Genomic DNA, 16866 nt, shown 5'->3' on the forward strand with positions numbered 1-16866 from the left:
AAGATAGAGTGAGCTGAAAATTAAACACCTACAAAAAATAAAACATCCGATAAAGTGTATAATTCTCATGTTTTCGTGTATATGAAATCATGAAGTTATAAATAGTTAACGAATCTTTAGAAACCACACTTAATTTGAAATATATTTGCGCGAAATTTTATTATTGCACTCTGATGTTTAGTTATGAACATGTTAGATGTATTTAAAACTGTTAAATCAGGGCGTGTTGTTTTTTTGTTCCAAAATAAATTCTTGTTAATTTGAGAAATTACTTAAATTTTGAATCATTACTAAACTAATCTCATGGGTAGACTAAAAGAACTTGATAGCCTTAGAGGACTTGCTTGTCTTTCTGTACTGCTATTTCATTATACAACTAGATATTCAGAAATTTTTGATTCTAGTCTTACTAATAAATTGTTTGATTTTAAGTATGGTGGATTAGGTGTAGATTTATTTTTTATAATTAGTGGATTTGTGATTTTTCTGACCATAAAAAAGAATACTAAGCCTATTGAGTTTTTGTATAAAAGGTTTTCAAGATTATACCCTACATTTTGGATTTGTGTGATTCTTACATTTATCATTATTAGGGCTAGTGATATTGTTATGTATCACAGAAGTTTTGTAGAGTTAGCTGTTAATCTAACTATGATTCCTGATGTTTTTGGGATTAAAAGAGTAGATGGCGTGTATTGGTCATTATTGCCTGAATTAGCGTTTTACTTTTTGATGTTCTGCTTATTGCTATTTAAAAAGGTAAAGCATATGATTTTAATTTGTTTTATTTGGTTAATTGCTATTATAGCTAATTCTTTTTATGATTTTATGCCTCTTAGAGTTCTTTTTAATCTGAATTTTGGACATTTGTTTATCATAGGAATTAGTTTTTATAAAATTAAATCTGGTGAAGATACACGTTGGTCTCACTTACTAATTCTATGTTCGTTTTTGGTATCTCTTTTACTTTCTAATTCATTATATAAAGATGTCTTTCTTTTAGCGTTTATTGGTGTTTTTTACTTGTTTGTTTATGATAAATTAAAATGGATTAAGTTAAAGCCTTTGATATTTTTAGGACAGATTTCATATGCATTATATTTAACACACCAATTTATTGGTTATTTTATAATTTATGAATTGATAAATTTAGGCGTAGAGAATAATTTATTATTGATTTTAATTCCAAGTTTGATAACAATAATTTTATCATCAGTGATTACATTTTATATAGAAAAGCCAGCACAGTCTTTTTTAAGAAATGCTTGGAACAAGCGTTACAGTTCTTAAATGGATTTATTTACTAAAGTCATAGAAAAGATTAAGGTTATTTTTAATAATAACGATAATAAAAAAATTATTGAGAATTTTTTGTCATTATCGGTAATAAGAGTTGCTGACTTTCTATTACCAATTATTGTTTTGCCTTATTTAATTAATGTTTTGGGAGTTGAGAAATTTGGATTAACTGCATTTGCTGCGGCATTGGTTAATTATTTTTTGAATATTTCTCAGTATGGTTTTTCACTATCAGCAGTTAGAGAATTATCGATAAATCAAGATAATCCTGAGAAATTAGAAGAAATTTATAACTCAGTTATGACTACAAAGTTATGGCTATTGGTTTGGTCTGCATTAGTTTACGGACTTCTTATTTTAATAGTTCCTTCGTTTTATGATTACTTTCTTCTTTATGTATTTTCTTTTGGATTAGTTGTAGGTGATGTTTTATTTCCAAAATGGTTTTTTCAGGGTGTAGAACAAATGAGATTTATTACGCTTATTAACATCTTGTTTAAGTTAACCTTTTTAATATTGGTGTTTATTTTTATCAAACAAGAGAATGATTATGTTTATGTACCATTATTGCAATCAATTGGTATTATTTTTGGTGGTTTTTTCTCACTAATATTAATTCATAAAAAATATAATATTAAGTTTAAATTGGTTGAATTTAATGAAGTCAAATCACAGTTAAAAATATCATTTAGTTCATTTGTTACATTAATTGTTCCCACGTTATATTCTAATACTTCAGTTTTTTTATTAGGCGTATTTACTAATAATACATTAGTAGGGTATTTGTCTGGAGCTTTGAGAATTAGTAATGCGTTTTCTTCTCTTAATACAATTTTAACTAGGACTTTTTACCCTTTTGTCAATAAAACAAAGAATAGTATTAAGAAAGTTAATCTAATTATATTTTTGTGCGGTTTATTTGTTACATTATTAATGTGTGTCACTGCATCATTTACTGTGAATTTGATACTAGGAACCGAAATGATTGAATCTATTCCCTTAGTAATGATTCTTAGTTTAACCCCTTTATTATTGGCAATAAGAACTGTTTATGGAATAAATTATCTTTTGGTTAAAAAATTAGATAAATTGTATATGAATATAGCCTTGGTGTCATCCTTATTTGGTTTAGTTTTAGCTTTTATTTTAATTCCATTGTTTTCATTTTTTGGTGCTGCAATTACTATTGTAGCAGCGCAATTATTATATGCTGTACTATCATTTGTCTATGCAAAGAAAAATATGTAAATGAAGTATTTGAAAACACATAAAAGGTTGATTGTTTTTATGCTTTTTAGTATAGCATTATTGATGATATATGATTTATTTAACGAAGTAGATAAAAGGGGTGAAGTTACTGAGGCGAGGAATCTACCAAGAGTTTATAGGGTTATAATCTTGTTTGTTTCAGGGTGGTTTTATTTCCTTATTGGAAAAATTAAAAGATCAAAATTTAATAGAATATTAATCCTAATCTATGGTTTAATTAGTCTACATGTTATTTATAGCCCATCATTTAGTCTAGATTCATTAATTAGCTTGTCCAAGCTATTGTATTTGGTGTTTGTTTATCTTTTCTTTTTTAAGTTTTATAATATGTTTATGAATAAATACACAATTCGATACTTAAACATATTTGTGATGCTCTCTGTTGTGGTTTTGGCTTTTCATATCATTGGTAGTAGGTTAGGTTTTATAGGCGCTAGTGCTGGTTTAGAATTTAAAGTGTATGGTGATAATAATGCCTACATATTATTGTCATTCTTGCCTTTAATTTATTTTAATGCAAACTTAAAAATAAGAAGATATCTCATCATTATTTTGATATGTGGAGTGTTTTTAAGCTTGAAACGAGGTGCAATGGTAGGATTATTAGTTTGCTTATTAGGGGCTTATTTTTTTGAGAAGCGAACCATTAGAAATAAGAGCTTAGTTGAGAAGTTAAAGAGATTGTTTATTGTGGCTGCATCGTTAACTCTTTTGGTTTTTATTTACTCAAAATTTGCAGATCTGTTTATTGAACGATTTGAAGATTTTTCAGGGGAGGAATCGTCGTTTGGCTCTGGTAGAGGGAATATTTATAGCTTGATATGGAATGACTGGTTTGAATCAAATGATATGATCACTTATTTTATTGGTAAAGGCTATAATAGTGTTCAAGAATTAACGAGATTGAAAACGGGGAGTGCTTTAATGGCTCATTCTGATGGCCTAAATTTTTTACATAGTTATGGACTAGTAGGAATAAGCCTTTTATTGATTTTTGTCATTTATCAGATAAAAATTGTAAAAAGATTATTTTTTATAAGGAGCCAATTGGTAATTCCTTATTTTATGTTATTCACGATATTCTTTTTTAAATCTATTTATTCAGGTAACTTTGAAACCCCAAATTTTATATACTTATTAATCGGTTTTGCGGTATATAATGTGTTGGTTGATAAATTAGAAATTAAGAAATAACGATGCAGTTAGTAGAGAAATACAAGCAATACGGATTTACTTATTTTATTCAACGCTTAGTTCTTGGTGGATTGAAAAAAATAGGCATAAGAATTGATAGATGGTTAGTCTGTAATCAAAAGATAAGCATAGGTAATGAACCTAGCCTTAGTGCTGGCTTTCAGGTAAAAGAACTATTTTATCAAGATTTTGTAGATTCTAATAGGTTTAATTCAGAAAAATTAAACAGTTTTAAAAGCCGCTTTAAAAAAGAAAGTTTTAAGGCTTATGGTATTTTGTGTGGTAATAAATTAGCTTATTATTGCTGGATTTCTTTAGATGAGTTTCAATTTAGTAAGAATTTGTATCAAGCAAATCTCGAAGCCAATCAAGGTCTGCTGTTTGACGCCTTTTGTTTTTCAGAATTTAGAGGAAAAGGTCTGCATAATTTTATGAATTTTTTCCGTCTCAAAAAACTTTTGGAATTTGGTAAAAGTGACGCTGTAGTAATTTTATTAATTCAAAATAAACCTGCAAGAAAATCCCAAAAAAAGGCAGGTTTTGAATGTTCAAAAATAATTACGACATATAATATCTTTGGTAAAATTGGTCATTATATGTCGTATAAAAAGATTAATTTATAGTATGGTTCAAATTGAACAAATAACGTTTGCTGAAATCAGCAAAAAGTTTGAAGATAAACCTTTTGAGATAACTTATGCTTGGGCGCAATATCAAAAAGCTAAAGGTAATGAGGTTCTATATTTTACCGATTCTAAAGAGCAACCACAAATTATTTGTTGGTGTAGAATTAAACAAGTAAAGTTTATTGGTGAAGTATTAGAAGTTCATGGCCCTGTTTATAACAAAAATGTAACTACCAAACAATTATATAAATTTCTTAATGGGTTTAAAGACTTGCCATATAAAGGTGTTTTTATAAATCTAAGTACAGAATATAAAGTTGAACTGGAAGTAGCATCAAGAAAAGCACAGTTTAAGAGACCAATTGGACAATCTAGTACAAGTTTAACGATATTAGTTGATTTAAATGAATTCTCTCCTGATACTAATTGGAGACGAAATTTGAAAAAAGCTAGTTCCGAAAATTTTGAATTCGAATCAAAACAAGGCTTGAGTATTGAGGATTGTAAAATTATTGAAAATTTGCATGCAGAAAATGCTAAAGCAAAAAACTTAAGTTATGCTTTAAATGCAGAAGAAATTAAAGTGCTTACTAATCAGGATAATATTCATGCGTGTTTCCTGCTTAAAGATAAAAAGCCAATTGCTGCCCGAATAATTAGTGTTGAAGAGACAATTTCGTATGATATATTCGCTTGTAATTCATTAGAGTCTAGACATAATGGTGCTACCCAATTCTTAATGCAATCCATATTTGATTATTTAAAGGATTTGGGGATATTAAGGTTTGATTTTTCTCGAATACCATTAGGTAGAAAAGGGGCTCATGGTGTATATGAGTTTAAAAACTCTACGCGAGGGGATATTATACAATATAACGGCGAGTGGGTCTTGTTTAAAAGCAATAAGCTAAGGCATTTATATTACTTCTATAATCTCATTATTAATAAAAAAGACTTCTATTAATAATGAAAATTATTAGAAAATTTTTAGGAAATCTATTCGGTTTTTTTCTTTTCTCATTGAAAGGGAAATCTATGCTGTTAAATGATTTTGACGACTCAAAAGTGTTATCAATCTATTTTCATAACCCTTCCGTTAAAGTTTTTGAGACTCTTATAAAATGGTTCTTAAGGCATGACTTTCATATCATTACTTTGAGTGAATTTAAACAGAGTGTTGAAAAAAAGAAAAGTAAGCATAAAAGAACTGTGTTTATTTCCTTTGATGATGCTTGGCAAGGAAACTTAGAGCTTACAGCAGTGCTAAAAAAATATAACATTCCAATTACCTTATTTGTGGCACCAAAGGCCATAGATGATGGTGATATTTGGCTTAATTTTGTGAGACAACGATTTCAACAATTAAATGATCATTTAACTTCAGGAGTTAGTGTGAATAATATTAAGAGTTTGCCTGCTTCTAAAGCTTTTGAATTATATGAAGCAGCTAAAGAACTAGGAGATATTAAACGCAATATAATGACTAAATCTGAACTTTTAGAGTTTGCAAAAGTCGTAACAATTGGGTCTCATACTGTAAATCATCCAATTCTTGTTAACTGTGAAAATGATGTTATCCTTGAAGAGTTTAATGAGTCTGAGAAAATTCTGAAAAGTTGGGGTTTAAATCCTAATAATTCCTTAGCCTATCCTAACGGATCGTATAATCAAAACACTTTAGATGTACTGCGTCAAACAAATTATGAATTTGCATTTACTACACAGCCTGAATTTGTGGTTTTTTCTTCGCAAAAGAATAGTTTTGAGATTCCAAGAATTTGTGTTCCTGACGGCTTTGGTAAGTATGAAAACCTAGCGCGAATATCCTCAATATGGTCCAAAATCTTCAAAGATGAGTAATATGCTGAACATATCGTTTTTAGGAGATATAAGTTTTAATAATGGTTATAATGATTTATACGAAAATAAGATCAATCCATTTGAAGATGTTGAATTAGAATTATCTAATTCTAATTTTAATATTGGAAATTTAGAATGCATGGCAAAAGGGAATTATGGAGAGAATGCTTTAAAACATCCTAGGTTGGGTACTCATGCCAATACACTTGAATTATTAAAATACCTCAATTTAGGAGTGGTTACCTTGGCACATAATCATGTGTTTGATAATCTAAGAGATGGTTTTGAAAAAACTTTAGAACAACTCAAACGTCAACATATCAAGTCTATCGGAGCTTCGACTGATAAGTCTGCTTTTGAAAGAGAATTAATTGTTAAGGAGAATGGCATAACTCTAGGTTTATTGAATTATGTGACTTTAAACACAAATCCTAAAATGCCAGAGAATGCAGATGTGTTTTTAAATTATTTTGAGTTTGATAAAGTAGTGCAACATATTACTAATCTTAAAGATAAGGTAGACCATGTTGTAGTATTGTTGCATTGGGGAGGTCGTGTGGAAGAAGGGTTTTATCCAGATTTTAATCAACCAGATATGGCACGAGGCTTTATTGATGCTGGAGCCGATTTGATAGTTGGAGGTCATTCTCATACAGTACAACCTTATGAAATATATAAAGGGAAGTATATATTTTATAGTTTAGGAAATTTTTGTTTTGACGACATTGTTCAAGATGATGAGCTATTCGAAATTGGTCGGTATAGAAAGCGAAAAACAATAATACCGAAAGTGTCATTTTTAAAGGATAGTTACACAGTTAAAGTGATTCATGCTAAAAATATTGATAAATTTATTAAACTTAATAATAGCCCACTAACTAAGTTTAAAATGCATTGGAGGAATAGAATCTTTAAAGTAATACAAAATAATCTAATTCTATGGAAGATTTATTTTTGGCATCTTAAGAAGATTGTTCCTATAAAAATGTATTTTATTGAAGCTAATGATGGCCCATTAAAAAAAATAATGACTCTAGATTTTAAAAGAGTTCTTAAGTATATAAAAAAATAATTATGGAAAATATTTATTTGCTTACTAATCATAGAGGAGCTTTTGGGAACAAGTATAAAGCTAATCCATATCATAGTGGGATGGACAAAGTAAAGTTGACTAAATATTTTGAAGCTCTTGGCTACAATGCCGTATTTATGTCTCCATCTGAAATAGATTTTAGAGATTCCAAATATGTAAATAGTATAATGTTATATACAACTACTGAAGATAATAAAGAATATTATAAGCTATATATAGAAGATATTGTCTTAGGACTTGAGGCTCTTGGAGCAAAAGTGTTGCCAAATTTCATTTATCTCAAATCTCACCACAATAAAGTCTTTATGGAAATCTTAAGAGATGTTCAGAACTTTGAGCCTCTAAATAATATTGAAACTCAGAAATTTGGAACCTTAGAAGAGTTTCAAAGGCATTTCAAAAAAAAAGAAGACAATGTTGTGGTTAAAATGGCTTCAGGAGCTTCAAGCCTTGGAGTGTTTTTAGGAAAAGGATATGATGATTTATTAAATAAAATTAAAACTGCTAGTAAATCGTTTCATTTTAAGGAAGATGTCAAAGAAAAATTAAGACAGTTTAAGCATAAAGATTATATTCCTGTATCGAAATACAGAAATAAATTTATCACTCAAAATTTTATACCCAATCTAATGAATGATTGGAAAGTGCTTGTATATCATGACAAATATTACATAGTTGAAAGACCCGTTAAAGAAAATGACTTTAGAGCTAGTGGAAGTGGTAAAGAAAAATATTTGTTTGGAACCAAAGCAAATATCCCTGAAGGTATTTTTGATTACGCTAAGTCTATATATGATAAATTTAATTCACCAATGCTGTCTCTCGATATAGCTTATGCTAATAGTCAATTTTATACGTTAGAATTTCAATTCACAGGATTTGGTTCATCTGGTCAACAATTGTCTGATAATTATTTTGTTAATAAAGATATGCAATGGGTACCAGTATATGAAAAGCTTGACCTAGAACAAGTATATGCAGATAGTATTATACAATATTTGAATAAAAATAATTGAGTATAGATGATATTTAATTCTTTGGAGTTTGCAATTTTTTTACCCTTAGTTTTTAGTCTATATTGGTTTGTACTTAAAGGTAAATTAAGAGCTCAAAATTTTTTAATTGTTATTGCTAGCTATGTGTTTTATGGTTGGTGGGATTGGCGATTTTTATCTTTAATACTCTTTAGTACTTTAGTTGACTATTCTATAGGTAAATGGCTTGAAAAAGAAGAAAGATCTTCCTATAGGAAATTGTTATTATGGATAAGTATATGTGTTAATTTAGGGTTTTTAGGTTTTTTTAAATATTATAATTTCTTCGTTGATAGTTTTGTAAATGCATTTTCATTTTTTGGCTACCAATTTGGTTCTAGTTCACTTAATATCTTATTGCCTGTTGGAATTAGTTTTTATACATTTCAAACCTTAAGCTACACTATAGATGTTTATCGAAAAAATTTAAAACCAACTAATGATTTTATTTCTTTTTCAGCGTTTGTAAGTTTCTTTCCTCAACTAGTTGCTGGTCCAATAGAAAGAGCTACAAATTTATTGCCTCAATTTCATAAGCAAAGAGAATTTGACTATAAGCTTGCTAGTGATGGTATGAGGCAAATTTTATGGGGCTTATTTAAAAAAATAGTTATTGCAGACAACTGTGCGATTTTTGCAAATCAAATATTTAATAACTATCAAGATTATGAAGGAAGCACCTTACTAATAGGATCTGTTTTTTTTGCACTACAAATTTATGGTGATTTTTCTGGATATTCTGATATTGCAATTGGTACGTCTAGACTATTTGGTTTTAACTTAAAACAAAACTTTGCCTTTCCGTATTTTTCAAGAGATATAGCTGAATTTTGGAGACGTTGGCATATGTCATTGTCTACTTGGTTTAGGGATTATTTATATATCCCACTTGGAGGAAGTCGAGGAGGTATTTCTAGTAAAATTAGAAATACGTTCATTATTTTTATTGTTAGCGGGTTTTGGCATGGCGCAAATTGGACTTTTGTGTTCTGGGGGTTTTTAAATGCTTGTTATTTTTTGCCATTAATGATTTTAAAACGAAATAGAAAAAATACTAATGCTATTGCAGAAGGACGACTTTTTCCAACGCTTAAAGAATTGACTGGAATGTGTTTAACTTTTTTTATGACCTGTATAGCATGGATTTTTTTTAGAGCAGATAGTATTGGTGTAGCCTTTGATTATTTAAATAGAATGTTCGCAGAATCACTGTTTACAATTCCTGTAGTATTGCCAAATGTGTTAATTGCATTAGTTGCTTTTTTCTTTGTTATTGAATGGTTACAAAGAGATAAGCTTCATGGTTTAGAATTTAATCAAAATTCAATAAATCGGAGTGTATATAGATTTAAGTTTTTAAGATGGACAATGTATATGGTGCTAATTTTAATGATATATTTTTTAGGTAATTTTACAACCGATATCGAATTCATTTATTTTCAATTTTAACTTATAACTTTTGAGCAAATTCTTAAAAAAATGTGTTATTTTTTTTCTGCTTTTGATGGCGGTTAATTTTGTTATTTACTTTTTTTGGACAAAAGATGTGGTGTATGATAAATACTTATTAAATAATAGTAGTATTGAAAAATATAATGTGTTTTTGTTAAGTGATTCTCATGGAGAGGCATTAAAGAATCTTACTAACGATTTTAATATTTTTAATTTTTCATATGTCGGTGATAACTATCAAGATATGTATTATAAATTGTGTTATTTAGCACCTCAATTGAACGCTGATGATTTAGTGTTGATTACAGCTAACAATCACACATTGTCACAATATAGAGACGTGTCTAACAACTCTATTAGAAACCTTGCATATGTAAATATGATTGAAGATGTATATGATGATGAATTAAATGGTGCTTTTTTTAAAAGTAAAGCATTCAAGGTGATTCCATTATTTGAAACATCTTATGGTAGTTTTTATTTTGAGTCTTTAAAAAATTATTTTAAAAGCGACTATTTTGATAATGCTAGTTTTGGTAATTTATCTGATGCTGTCCAAAACATATCTGTTGCTAATAGGTTTGAGCAACAATTTAGTGATAAAGAAACAAGTGAAAAGGGCCTTTTCTTTTTGAATAAGATAATTGAATTGAGCAAGCGTTTCGAATTCCAGATCAAAGGGATTAAATATCCTGTTTCTAAACGTTATTATGATAAAATTAAGCAATATGATACAGGTGCTCAAAATGTATTGTTTTTAAATAATATAAGTACAATTGATTTTCAAGAACAATTATCGCTATCGGATGAAATGTTTAAAGATCAAGATCATTTAAATAAAAAGGGAGCGCAGGTTTTTTTAAAAGCATTAGAGTTTAGATTAAAAAACGATAGCGTTACAAAATAAATTATTGGCGAAAATGAATCCCATCGAAACTTTAATTTTGGTATCTACTCAAGTTAAATAAGTACAGATGATTTTTAATAAAAAAAGATTTTAATGGTAAAACCAAATAAATTAAAAACATTAATAGTTGTACCTGATCAAAATATTGAAAATAGAAGAGGAGGAGTTCATAATTTTTATAAAAAACTGGAAAACTCATTAGAGGAAAATCATAAATATTACTATTTAAATAATGATAACCTTAGAATAAAAAATAAATTATATACAACGTTAATCCATGTCTATAGAATAGCTAAATGCTTAAAAGTTGGAAGATATGATCATTTAATGTTAAATACATCTTTAAATATTAATGCTATTTTAAGAGATAGTTTATGTGCTCTAGTGGGACAATTACTTAATGTTAGGGTTATTGTATTTTGGAGAGGATGGAATTTTAATAATATTAAATACTTGAAGTTCCCATATTTGTTGCTAACGTTTCCTTTGTTAAAAGTTAAAAAAGCAATTGTGTTGTATTCTGAAATATCTAAATCATTAAGAAAACTTGGGTATAAAAACAGAATTTATAATTTGACGACAATGGTAGATGATGATGTTTTTAATCATAGAATTAAGTTTAAAGAGGGAGAATTCTTTGATATATTATTTCTGTCTAGAATTGAGACTTATAAAGGTATTTATGAACTTATAGATGCTTATTCTATTTTAAAGCAAAAATATCCATTTTTTAAGTTATCTATCGCAGGTAATGGTAAAGAGTTAAATGACTTAATAGAAAAAGTTAAAGAGTTAAATCTTGAAGATGTTGAATTTGTAGGCTATGTAGAAGGAGACTCTAAGTGTAAATTACTTGCTTCTTGTGATTTATTTGTATTTCCATCTTATTCTGAAGGAATGCCTAATGCTGTGTTGGAAGCTATGGCTGTAGGGTTGCCTATCGTTACCACAAGAGTAGGAGGTTTAAATGATTTTTTTATAAATGAAAAAATGGGAATGTTTGTTGAGATGAAAAGTGTTAAAAGCTTAGTTGATAAAATAGAAATTCTATATTTAAATATGTCACTTAGAAAAGAAATTTCAGAATTGAATATAGAGTATTCAGCAAATAATTTTACTAAATCAATTGTCTATAGTAGATTAAAAGAAATAATATTGGATGAAGACTAATGTTTGGTTTTATGGTAAAAAAGAAAATTCTATATGATGTAAAAATAGCCACTGGGATAGCAATTTTATTAGTTGTTGTGGGGCATTTAGCATCTAGAGGTCAGGAAGGTGTCGATCTATATGTAAGCCTTAAAGAGGTTATATATAAATTTCATATGCCCTTGTTCTTATTTATGTCTGGGTATATTTCAGGATATACTTATAAACCTATAAATGAGAGTAAAGATTATTTGAAATTTGTAAAGAAAAAGGTCATTAGACTTTTTCCTGCATATCTATTACTTTCAATATTGTTTTTTTTAGGAAAGTACTTTTTGGGGCAGAATCAAGGGATTTTTAAAGATCTAATTAACATTTTAATATACCCTTCAAAAGGGAATAGTGGATTTTTATGGTATATATACGTGTTATTTTTATACTACCTAATTACTCCTTGCATTATGAGTATTAAAAATAAAAATATTTATATGTATTTAGTTTTTATTGGGAGTTTAATTCTTTCTTTTTTTAATTTTCCAGATGTTCTTTCATTAAATTTCTTTTTCTGGTATTTGCCATATTTTATTCTTGGTTGCTTTTTGTCTAATAACATTGTGAAGTATACGCACTTTTTAAGAAGTTTAGGTGTTTTTGCTTTGTTTTTGTTTGGTTTATGGTTTGTGTTAGAATATCTAGGTATACTTAATTTTCATAAGAATATTGTTAGTTTTATAGCTATAATAGCAATACATTATTTAAGCTTGAAAATTAGCGAGAAAAGAGCATGTGCGTTTTTGAAGCTTTTAGGTGAAAATTCCTTTAATATCTATTTATTTAATACATTATTTATGGGAGGAATTACATTTTTTTTGAAAAAAATATTGGGATATGATCTCTTTATAGAATCATTTTACTTGTTAGCTCCATTTATTATATTTTCAGGAGTATTTTTACCTATTATTTTATATAAAATTATAAAAAAAAGGCTTCCTTTGTTGGCTAAATACATACATTAAAATTAAAGACTAATACTGTGAATAAAAAAGATATAGTTTATGTTCTATTAGAAGATGATAATGAAATTTTAGGTAATGGTTATGGTCATCCATTGTATAGGCAATATCTACCTACAAAACGTTATATAGAAATTTTAAACAAATATAATATTAAGGGTACTTTTTATGTCGATATAGCACATTATCTTTTTTTGAAAAAAAACTCATATTTCAAAGATTTTAAATTTCAAGCCAAAACTATTGAAGAAGTAATAAAAATGTTACTTGAAAATAAGATGGATGTACAAATGCATCTCCATTCTCAATGGGTAAATGCAGAAATTATGAATGATAATGTTTATGTGACTGATAAATGGAATATAGGTCAATTAACATCTAAGGAACAAACAGATTTATTTAATGAAGCTTTTAAGGAGCTTAGTAGTTTGTTAGCAAAGTTTAATTCTATTTCCACCTTAAATTCTTATAAAGCGGGTTCTTGGGGCTTGCAACCTTTTAAAGATTTATATGACCTATTTAAGGAAAAGGGCATAAAACTAGTAATGGGACCTATAAAAGGTCTCAAAGTGGATAGTTTAAATTTTAATTATACAGAACTTGAAAGTGATTTTTATCCTTTCTATACAAGTAAGGAAGATATTAATAAGATAAGTAATAATAATGATGTTGTTGTTTTGCCTATGACTCCTACTTATCTAAATTGGGTTGATTTTGTTAGATATATTTTTGAATTAAAAATCACTAATATTTTTAATAAAAATAAGGATATGGATATAAGTACTATGCCAGAAAAGATTGAAAGCTTAAAGCCTTTAAGTGGAAAGGATAAACTTAATTTGGGTTTAAAACCTTTTAAAACACATTTAAAGATAAATGCTCAGAGATTTTGGTATCTTAAAAATACGTTTAATAGATCTTATAAAAAAATAAAACAATCAGATTATGATTATAAGTTGATGGTAATTGAAACCCATACTAAAGATTTTAAAAACACTTTTGATGATATAGATAGGTTTTTTGCCTATGTGACCAATAAATATGACAACATTGAATTTATCACATCAAATAAGCTAGTTTCTCACATAGAAGGAAATATTCTAAAGCCTCTTAGGAAATAAATGGAACTTAAATTATTAGATTTTTTAGATTTAGATCAAGATGCTTCTTTAGATGAAGTATTAAAGAAAATTCACTTAAAAAGGCTGAAAAGTGAAATACCTAAGTTTGTTGAAGGTTATCTTGAAAAAAAATTTATTGAAACTGATGATGTGAGGTTTTTTAATGAACTGTTGTGGTTTGATAATAAGACTGACCAGCTTCAAAGAAGTATTGATCATTTCAATTTAAATTATAGTAATAGTAAATATCGATATATTTTTGATGAAGACTTGAAATATTGTTTAGATATTCAAGATTCAAATGCGCAAGTAAATAAATCGTATTTAAAAAATAATTCTATTGCACTAATTGGTAACCCTTTTCAGTTTATTTTTGCCTATAAAAAATTTAGTAAACTAAATGTAGATATTGATGTTGTCAATATAATGTACCACCCAAGCAAGGTGTATAGGCTTTTGTTTTTCAATCCATTAATTTCTTTATTCTATAAATTTTATTTTAGACATGGTTATAAACAGATTAAAGTTCAAAATAAAAAAGATTTAAGAAAAATAAATATTGGAAAAGAATATGATGTGGGCTTTCATAAATTAAGTTTTATCATTTCTGATAATATCATTTCTAAATTTAAAAAAGGGTTAATAAACGATCATTGGGGGGCTCTGCCTTTGTTTAAAGGAAGGTCTACACTTTTATATTCAAAATTATTTGGAGCAAACTTAACAATAACGAATCATTTAATTAGTAAAGAAATAGATTCAGGGAAGATACTTATGTTTACAAATATTAAAACTAAATCAATAAAAAAGGAAATTTACTTTGGTTTAGCAAATAGGATTTTTAAATCAATATGCTTACTGTGTAATGATGAGTTTATTGAACTTGACAACAAACAAGGTCATGTTTTTTATGAAATGCACCCATGGTTAGTGAATAAAATGAAAAAATAAATTGATGATTATTCCAGATAAATCTTTTTTGAAGCTTAAATCCTATTGTGAGGCCGAAAACTATAAAGGTTGGGATCCTTATGATGGAATGAATTCTAAAGTGTTTCAAGCCTTGCCTTTAAAACATTGGGATTTAGCTCGTTTGGCTTGGATTCAAGGGTTTAAACGAAGTCCGATTAATTTTAGAAAATTATTGTTTGTTCCTAAAGAGCACAATGCTAAAGGTGTAGCCTTATTTCTTTTAGGCTATTGTCGCTTATATCAATTAGCTGACAATGGTTGTAATGATTTTGGAACCAAACAAGAGTTGCTCAAAAAAGTAAAGGAGGTTACTTCTTTGTTATTGAGCTTAAAATCTAAAGGTTATTCTGGTGCCTGTTGGGGTTACAATTTTGATTGGCAAGCTCGACGGTTATTTTTGTTTGAAAAACATACACCTACTGTTGTAGCTACCTGTTTTAGTGTCGAGGCTCTTATTGAAAGCTACAAAATCACCAATGATAAAACCGTTTTAAACGAAGTTTTGTCTGCTGCCGATTTTGTTACAAATGATTTATCAAGAACAACACACGAGAACGGAATTATTTTCTCTTATAGTATTAAAGATGGTAATAACACTGTTATTAATGCCTCTTTATTAGGTGCAAAAATATTGAGCTATTCTTATAAATACACCAAAAATAAAGCGCATGCCGAATTGGCTAAAAAAGCAGTTATTGCAGCATGTGATCTGCAAGAAGAAGATGGGTCTTGGATTTATGGTTTATTACCTGTTCAATCTTGGAAAGATAGTTTTCATACAGGCTTTAACTTAGATGCTATAGAAACTTATCAGCAAAATACAGGAGATTATAGTTTTCAGCAGCATATTAAGAAAGGAACAGCATACTATTTAGAGCATTTCTTTGAAGATAACGGGATGCCTAAATATTATCATAATAGAACATATCCAATAGATATTCATTGTCCTGCTCAAGTTATTGTAACCATGTCAAAACTTAATGAATTTAAAGCTAATGAAGATGTAATGTCAAAAATTTTAGATTGGACAATTTCCAATATGCAGGACAACAAAGGATATTTTTATTATCAATTAAAAAAAGGAATAAGTTCAAAAATCTCTTATATGAGATGGAGTAATGCATTTATGTTTAATGCGATGGCACATTTTTTATTAGAAACTAAAACTGCAATTAATGGAAGCTAAATCCTTAAATGGTGTTATGACCTATGCGCCTTCATCTAGAGATGAGTTGATGAAATATGCATTTGATAATCATAAAATTATGGTGGCAGTAAATGCCGAGAAAATTTTACACGCTACAGACGCTAGTAGAGCATTGATTAGTAGGAATCTTGGTTATCCAGATGGAATTGGTGCTGTTTGGGCATTACGAAAGAAAGGTGCTAAAAATGCCGTTAAAATACCTGGTTGTGAGTTATGGTTAGATGTAGTTCAGAACTACTTTAAGACTAAATCATTTTATTTAATAGGTGGAAAGCAAGAGGTTATAGATGCTACCGTAAAAAAACTTAAAACAGAGTTTGATGGCATCAATATATGTAACTATAGAAATGGTTATATCAAAACTGACGCCGAAGAAAAGGCGCTTATAGAGGACATAAAAAAACACCAACCAGATGTTGTATTTGTAGCTATGGGATCGCCTAAGCAAGAAAATCTAATGGAAAAAATCCAAAAATCACATCAAGCCGTATATCAAGGGTTGGGAGGTAGCTTTGATGTGTATACTGGTCATGTAAAGCGTGCACCTGAATGGTGGGTTAAGCACAATATGGAATGGACCTATAGATTGTTAAGTCAGCCTTCTAGAATAAAACGCCAAATACATTTAGTTCGGTTTTTCCTTAATTTACATTTAAATCGATATTAAAGA

16 protein-coding genes are annotated in these 16866 nt (G+C 28.3%); all 16 read left to right on the top strand.

Annotated features, from left to right (window positions below; genetic code table 11):
* The first annotated feature begins 303 nt into the window (after positions 1–303).
* The 16 genes from ACTU6T_RS09145 (at position 304) to ACTU6T_RS09220 (ending at position 16863) form a co-directional block, all read left to right on the top strand.
* Entirely contained in the window at positions 304–1290 is a 987-nt protein-coding gene (locus ACTU6T_RS09145) for an acyltransferase family protein (protein WP_460217907.1), read from the top strand.
* The gene (locus ACTU6T_RS09150) at positions 1291–2547 is read left to right on the top strand and encodes an oligosaccharide flippase family protein (RefSeq protein ID WP_460217908.1); all 1257 of its coding nucleotides are present in this window, start codon (positions 1291–1293) and stop codon (positions 2545–2547) included. It begins immediately after the preceding gene.
* A 393-nt stretch (positions 2548–2940) separates the two neighbouring features.
* Positions 2941–3762 carry an O-antigen ligase family protein gene (locus tag ACTU6T_RS09155; RefSeq protein ID WP_460217909.1) on the top strand — a complete coding sequence of 274 codons (822 nt, stop codon included), beginning with the start codon at positions 2941–2943 and terminating at the stop codon, positions 3760–3762.
* 2 nt (positions 3763–3764) lie between these two features.
* A complete protein-coding gene (locus ACTU6T_RS09160) occupies positions 3765–4385 on the top strand; it encodes a hypothetical protein (RefSeq protein ID WP_460217910.1) in 621 nt (206 codons plus the stop codon).
* 1 nt (position 4386) lies between these two features.
* Complete coding sequence (locus tag ACTU6T_RS09165) at positions 4387–5352, top strand: hypothetical protein (protein ID WP_460217911.1); 966 nt, start codon at positions 4387–4389, stop codon at positions 5350–5352.
* Between the two features lie 2 nt (positions 5353–5354).
* Entirely contained in the window at positions 5355–6248 is an 894-nt protein-coding gene (locus ACTU6T_RS09170) for a polysaccharide deacetylase family protein (RefSeq protein ID WP_460217912.1), read from the top strand.
* Positions 6241–7320: a CapA family protein gene (locus tag ACTU6T_RS09175; RefSeq protein WP_460217913.1), complete on the top strand. Its 1080-nt coding sequence runs from the start codon at positions 6241–6243 to the stop codon at positions 7318–7320. The genes ACTU6T_RS09170 and ACTU6T_RS09175 overlap by 8 nt, the downstream gene beginning before the upstream one ends.
* Before the next feature lie 2 nt (positions 7321–7322).
* Positions 7323–8357: an ATP-grasp domain-containing protein gene (locus ACTU6T_RS09180; RefSeq protein WP_460217914.1), complete on the top strand. Its 1035-nt coding sequence runs from the start codon at positions 7323–7325 to the stop codon at positions 8355–8357.
* Positions 8358–8363: 6 nt separating this feature from the next.
* On the top strand, positions 8364–9824 hold the full coding sequence (locus ACTU6T_RS09185) for an MBOAT family O-acyltransferase (RefSeq protein ID WP_460217915.1): 1461 nt from the start codon (positions 8364–8366) through the stop codon (positions 9822–9824).
* A 55-nt stretch (positions 9825–9879) separates the two neighbouring features.
* Positions 9880–10734 carry a hypothetical protein gene (locus ACTU6T_RS09190; protein WP_460217916.1) on the top strand — a complete coding sequence of 285 codons (855 nt, stop codon included), beginning with the start codon at positions 9880–9882 and terminating at the stop codon, positions 10732–10734.
* A gap of 93 nt (positions 10735–10827) precedes the next feature.
* The gene (locus tag ACTU6T_RS09195; protein ID WP_460217917.1) at positions 10828–11904 is read left to right on the top strand and encodes a glycosyltransferase; all 1077 of its coding nucleotides are present in this window, start codon (positions 10828–10830) and stop codon (positions 11902–11904) included.
* Between the two features lie 11 nt (positions 11905–11915).
* The gene (locus ACTU6T_RS09200; RefSeq protein ID WP_460217918.1) at positions 11916–12899 is read left to right on the top strand and encodes an acyltransferase family protein; all 984 of its coding nucleotides are present in this window, start codon (positions 11916–11918) and stop codon (positions 12897–12899) included.
* 17 nt (positions 12900–12916) lie between these two features.
* A complete protein-coding gene (locus tag ACTU6T_RS09205; protein ID WP_460217919.1) occupies positions 12917–14017 on the top strand; it encodes a polysaccharide deacetylase family protein in 1101 nt (366 codons plus the stop codon).
* Positions 14018–14968 carry a formyl transferase gene (locus ACTU6T_RS09210; protein ID WP_460217920.1) on the top strand — a complete coding sequence of 317 codons (951 nt, stop codon included), beginning with the start codon at positions 14018–14020 and terminating at the stop codon, positions 14966–14968. It abuts the gene before it with no gap.
* A 4-nt stretch (positions 14969–14972) separates the two neighbouring features.
* Positions 14973–16175: a delta-aminolevulinic acid dehydratase gene (locus ACTU6T_RS09215; RefSeq protein WP_460217921.1), complete on the top strand. Its 1203-nt coding sequence runs from the start codon at positions 14973–14975 to the stop codon at positions 16173–16175.
* Positions 16165–16863, top strand: a complete 699-nt coding sequence (locus ACTU6T_RS09220; protein WP_460217922.1) for a WecB/TagA/CpsF family glycosyltransferase — start codon at positions 16165–16167, stop codon at positions 16861–16863. The genes ACTU6T_RS09215 and ACTU6T_RS09220 overlap by 11 nt, the downstream gene beginning before the upstream one ends.
* Positions 16864–16866: the final 3 nt, after the last annotated feature.

The organism is Psychroserpens citreus (genome assembly GCF_055686305.1).

Coding starts and splice junctions, on each gene's coding strand:
- ACTU6T_RS09145 (WP_460217907.1), top strand. CDS start 304: ATGGGTAGACTAAAAGAACTTGATAGCCTTAGAGGACTTGCTTGTCTT.
- ACTU6T_RS09150 (WP_460217908.1), top strand. CDS start 1,291: ATGGATTTATTTACTAAAGTCATAGAAAAGATTAAGGTTATTTTTAAT.
- ACTU6T_RS09155 (WP_460217909.1), top strand. CDS start 2,941: ATGCTCTCTGTTGTGGTTTTGGCTTTTCATATCATTGGTAGTAGGTTA.
- ACTU6T_RS09160 (WP_460217910.1), top strand. CDS start 3,765: ATGCAGTTAGTAGAGAAATACAAGCAATACGGATTTACTTATTTTATT.
- ACTU6T_RS09165 (WP_460217911.1), top strand. CDS start 4,387: ATGGTTCAAATTGAACAAATAACGTTTGCTGAAATCAGCAAAAAGTTT.
- ACTU6T_RS09170 (WP_460217912.1), top strand. CDS start 5,355: ATGAAAATTATTAGAAAATTTTTAGGAAATCTATTCGGTTTTTTTCTT.
- ACTU6T_RS09175 (WP_460217913.1), top strand. CDS start 6,241: ATGAGTAATATGCTGAACATATCGTTTTTAGGAGATATAAGTTTTAAT.
- ACTU6T_RS09180 (WP_460217914.1), top strand. CDS start 7,323: ATGGAAAATATTTATTTGCTTACTAATCATAGAGGAGCTTTTGGGAAC.
- ACTU6T_RS09185 (WP_460217915.1), top strand. CDS start 8,364: ATGATATTTAATTCTTTGGAGTTTGCAATTTTTTTACCCTTAGTTTTT.
- ACTU6T_RS09190 (WP_460217916.1), top strand. CDS start 9,880: ATGGCGGTTAATTTTGTTATTTACTTTTTTTGGACAAAAGATGTGGTG.
- ACTU6T_RS09195 (WP_460217917.1), top strand. CDS start 10,828: ATGGTAAAACCAAATAAATTAAAAACATTAATAGTTGTACCTGATCAA.
- ACTU6T_RS09200 (WP_460217918.1), top strand. CDS start 11,916: ATGGTAAAAAAGAAAATTCTATATGATGTAAAAATAGCCACTGGGATA.
- ACTU6T_RS09210 (WP_460217920.1), top strand. CDS start 14,018: ATGGAACTTAAATTATTAGATTTTTTAGATTTAGATCAAGATGCTTCT.
- ACTU6T_RS09215 (WP_460217921.1), top strand. CDS start 14,973: ATGATTATTCCAGATAAATCTTTTTTGAAGCTTAAATCCTATTGTGAG.
- ACTU6T_RS09220 (WP_460217922.1), top strand. CDS start 16,165: ATGGAAGCTAAATCCTTAAATGGTGTTATGACCTATGCGCCTTCATCT.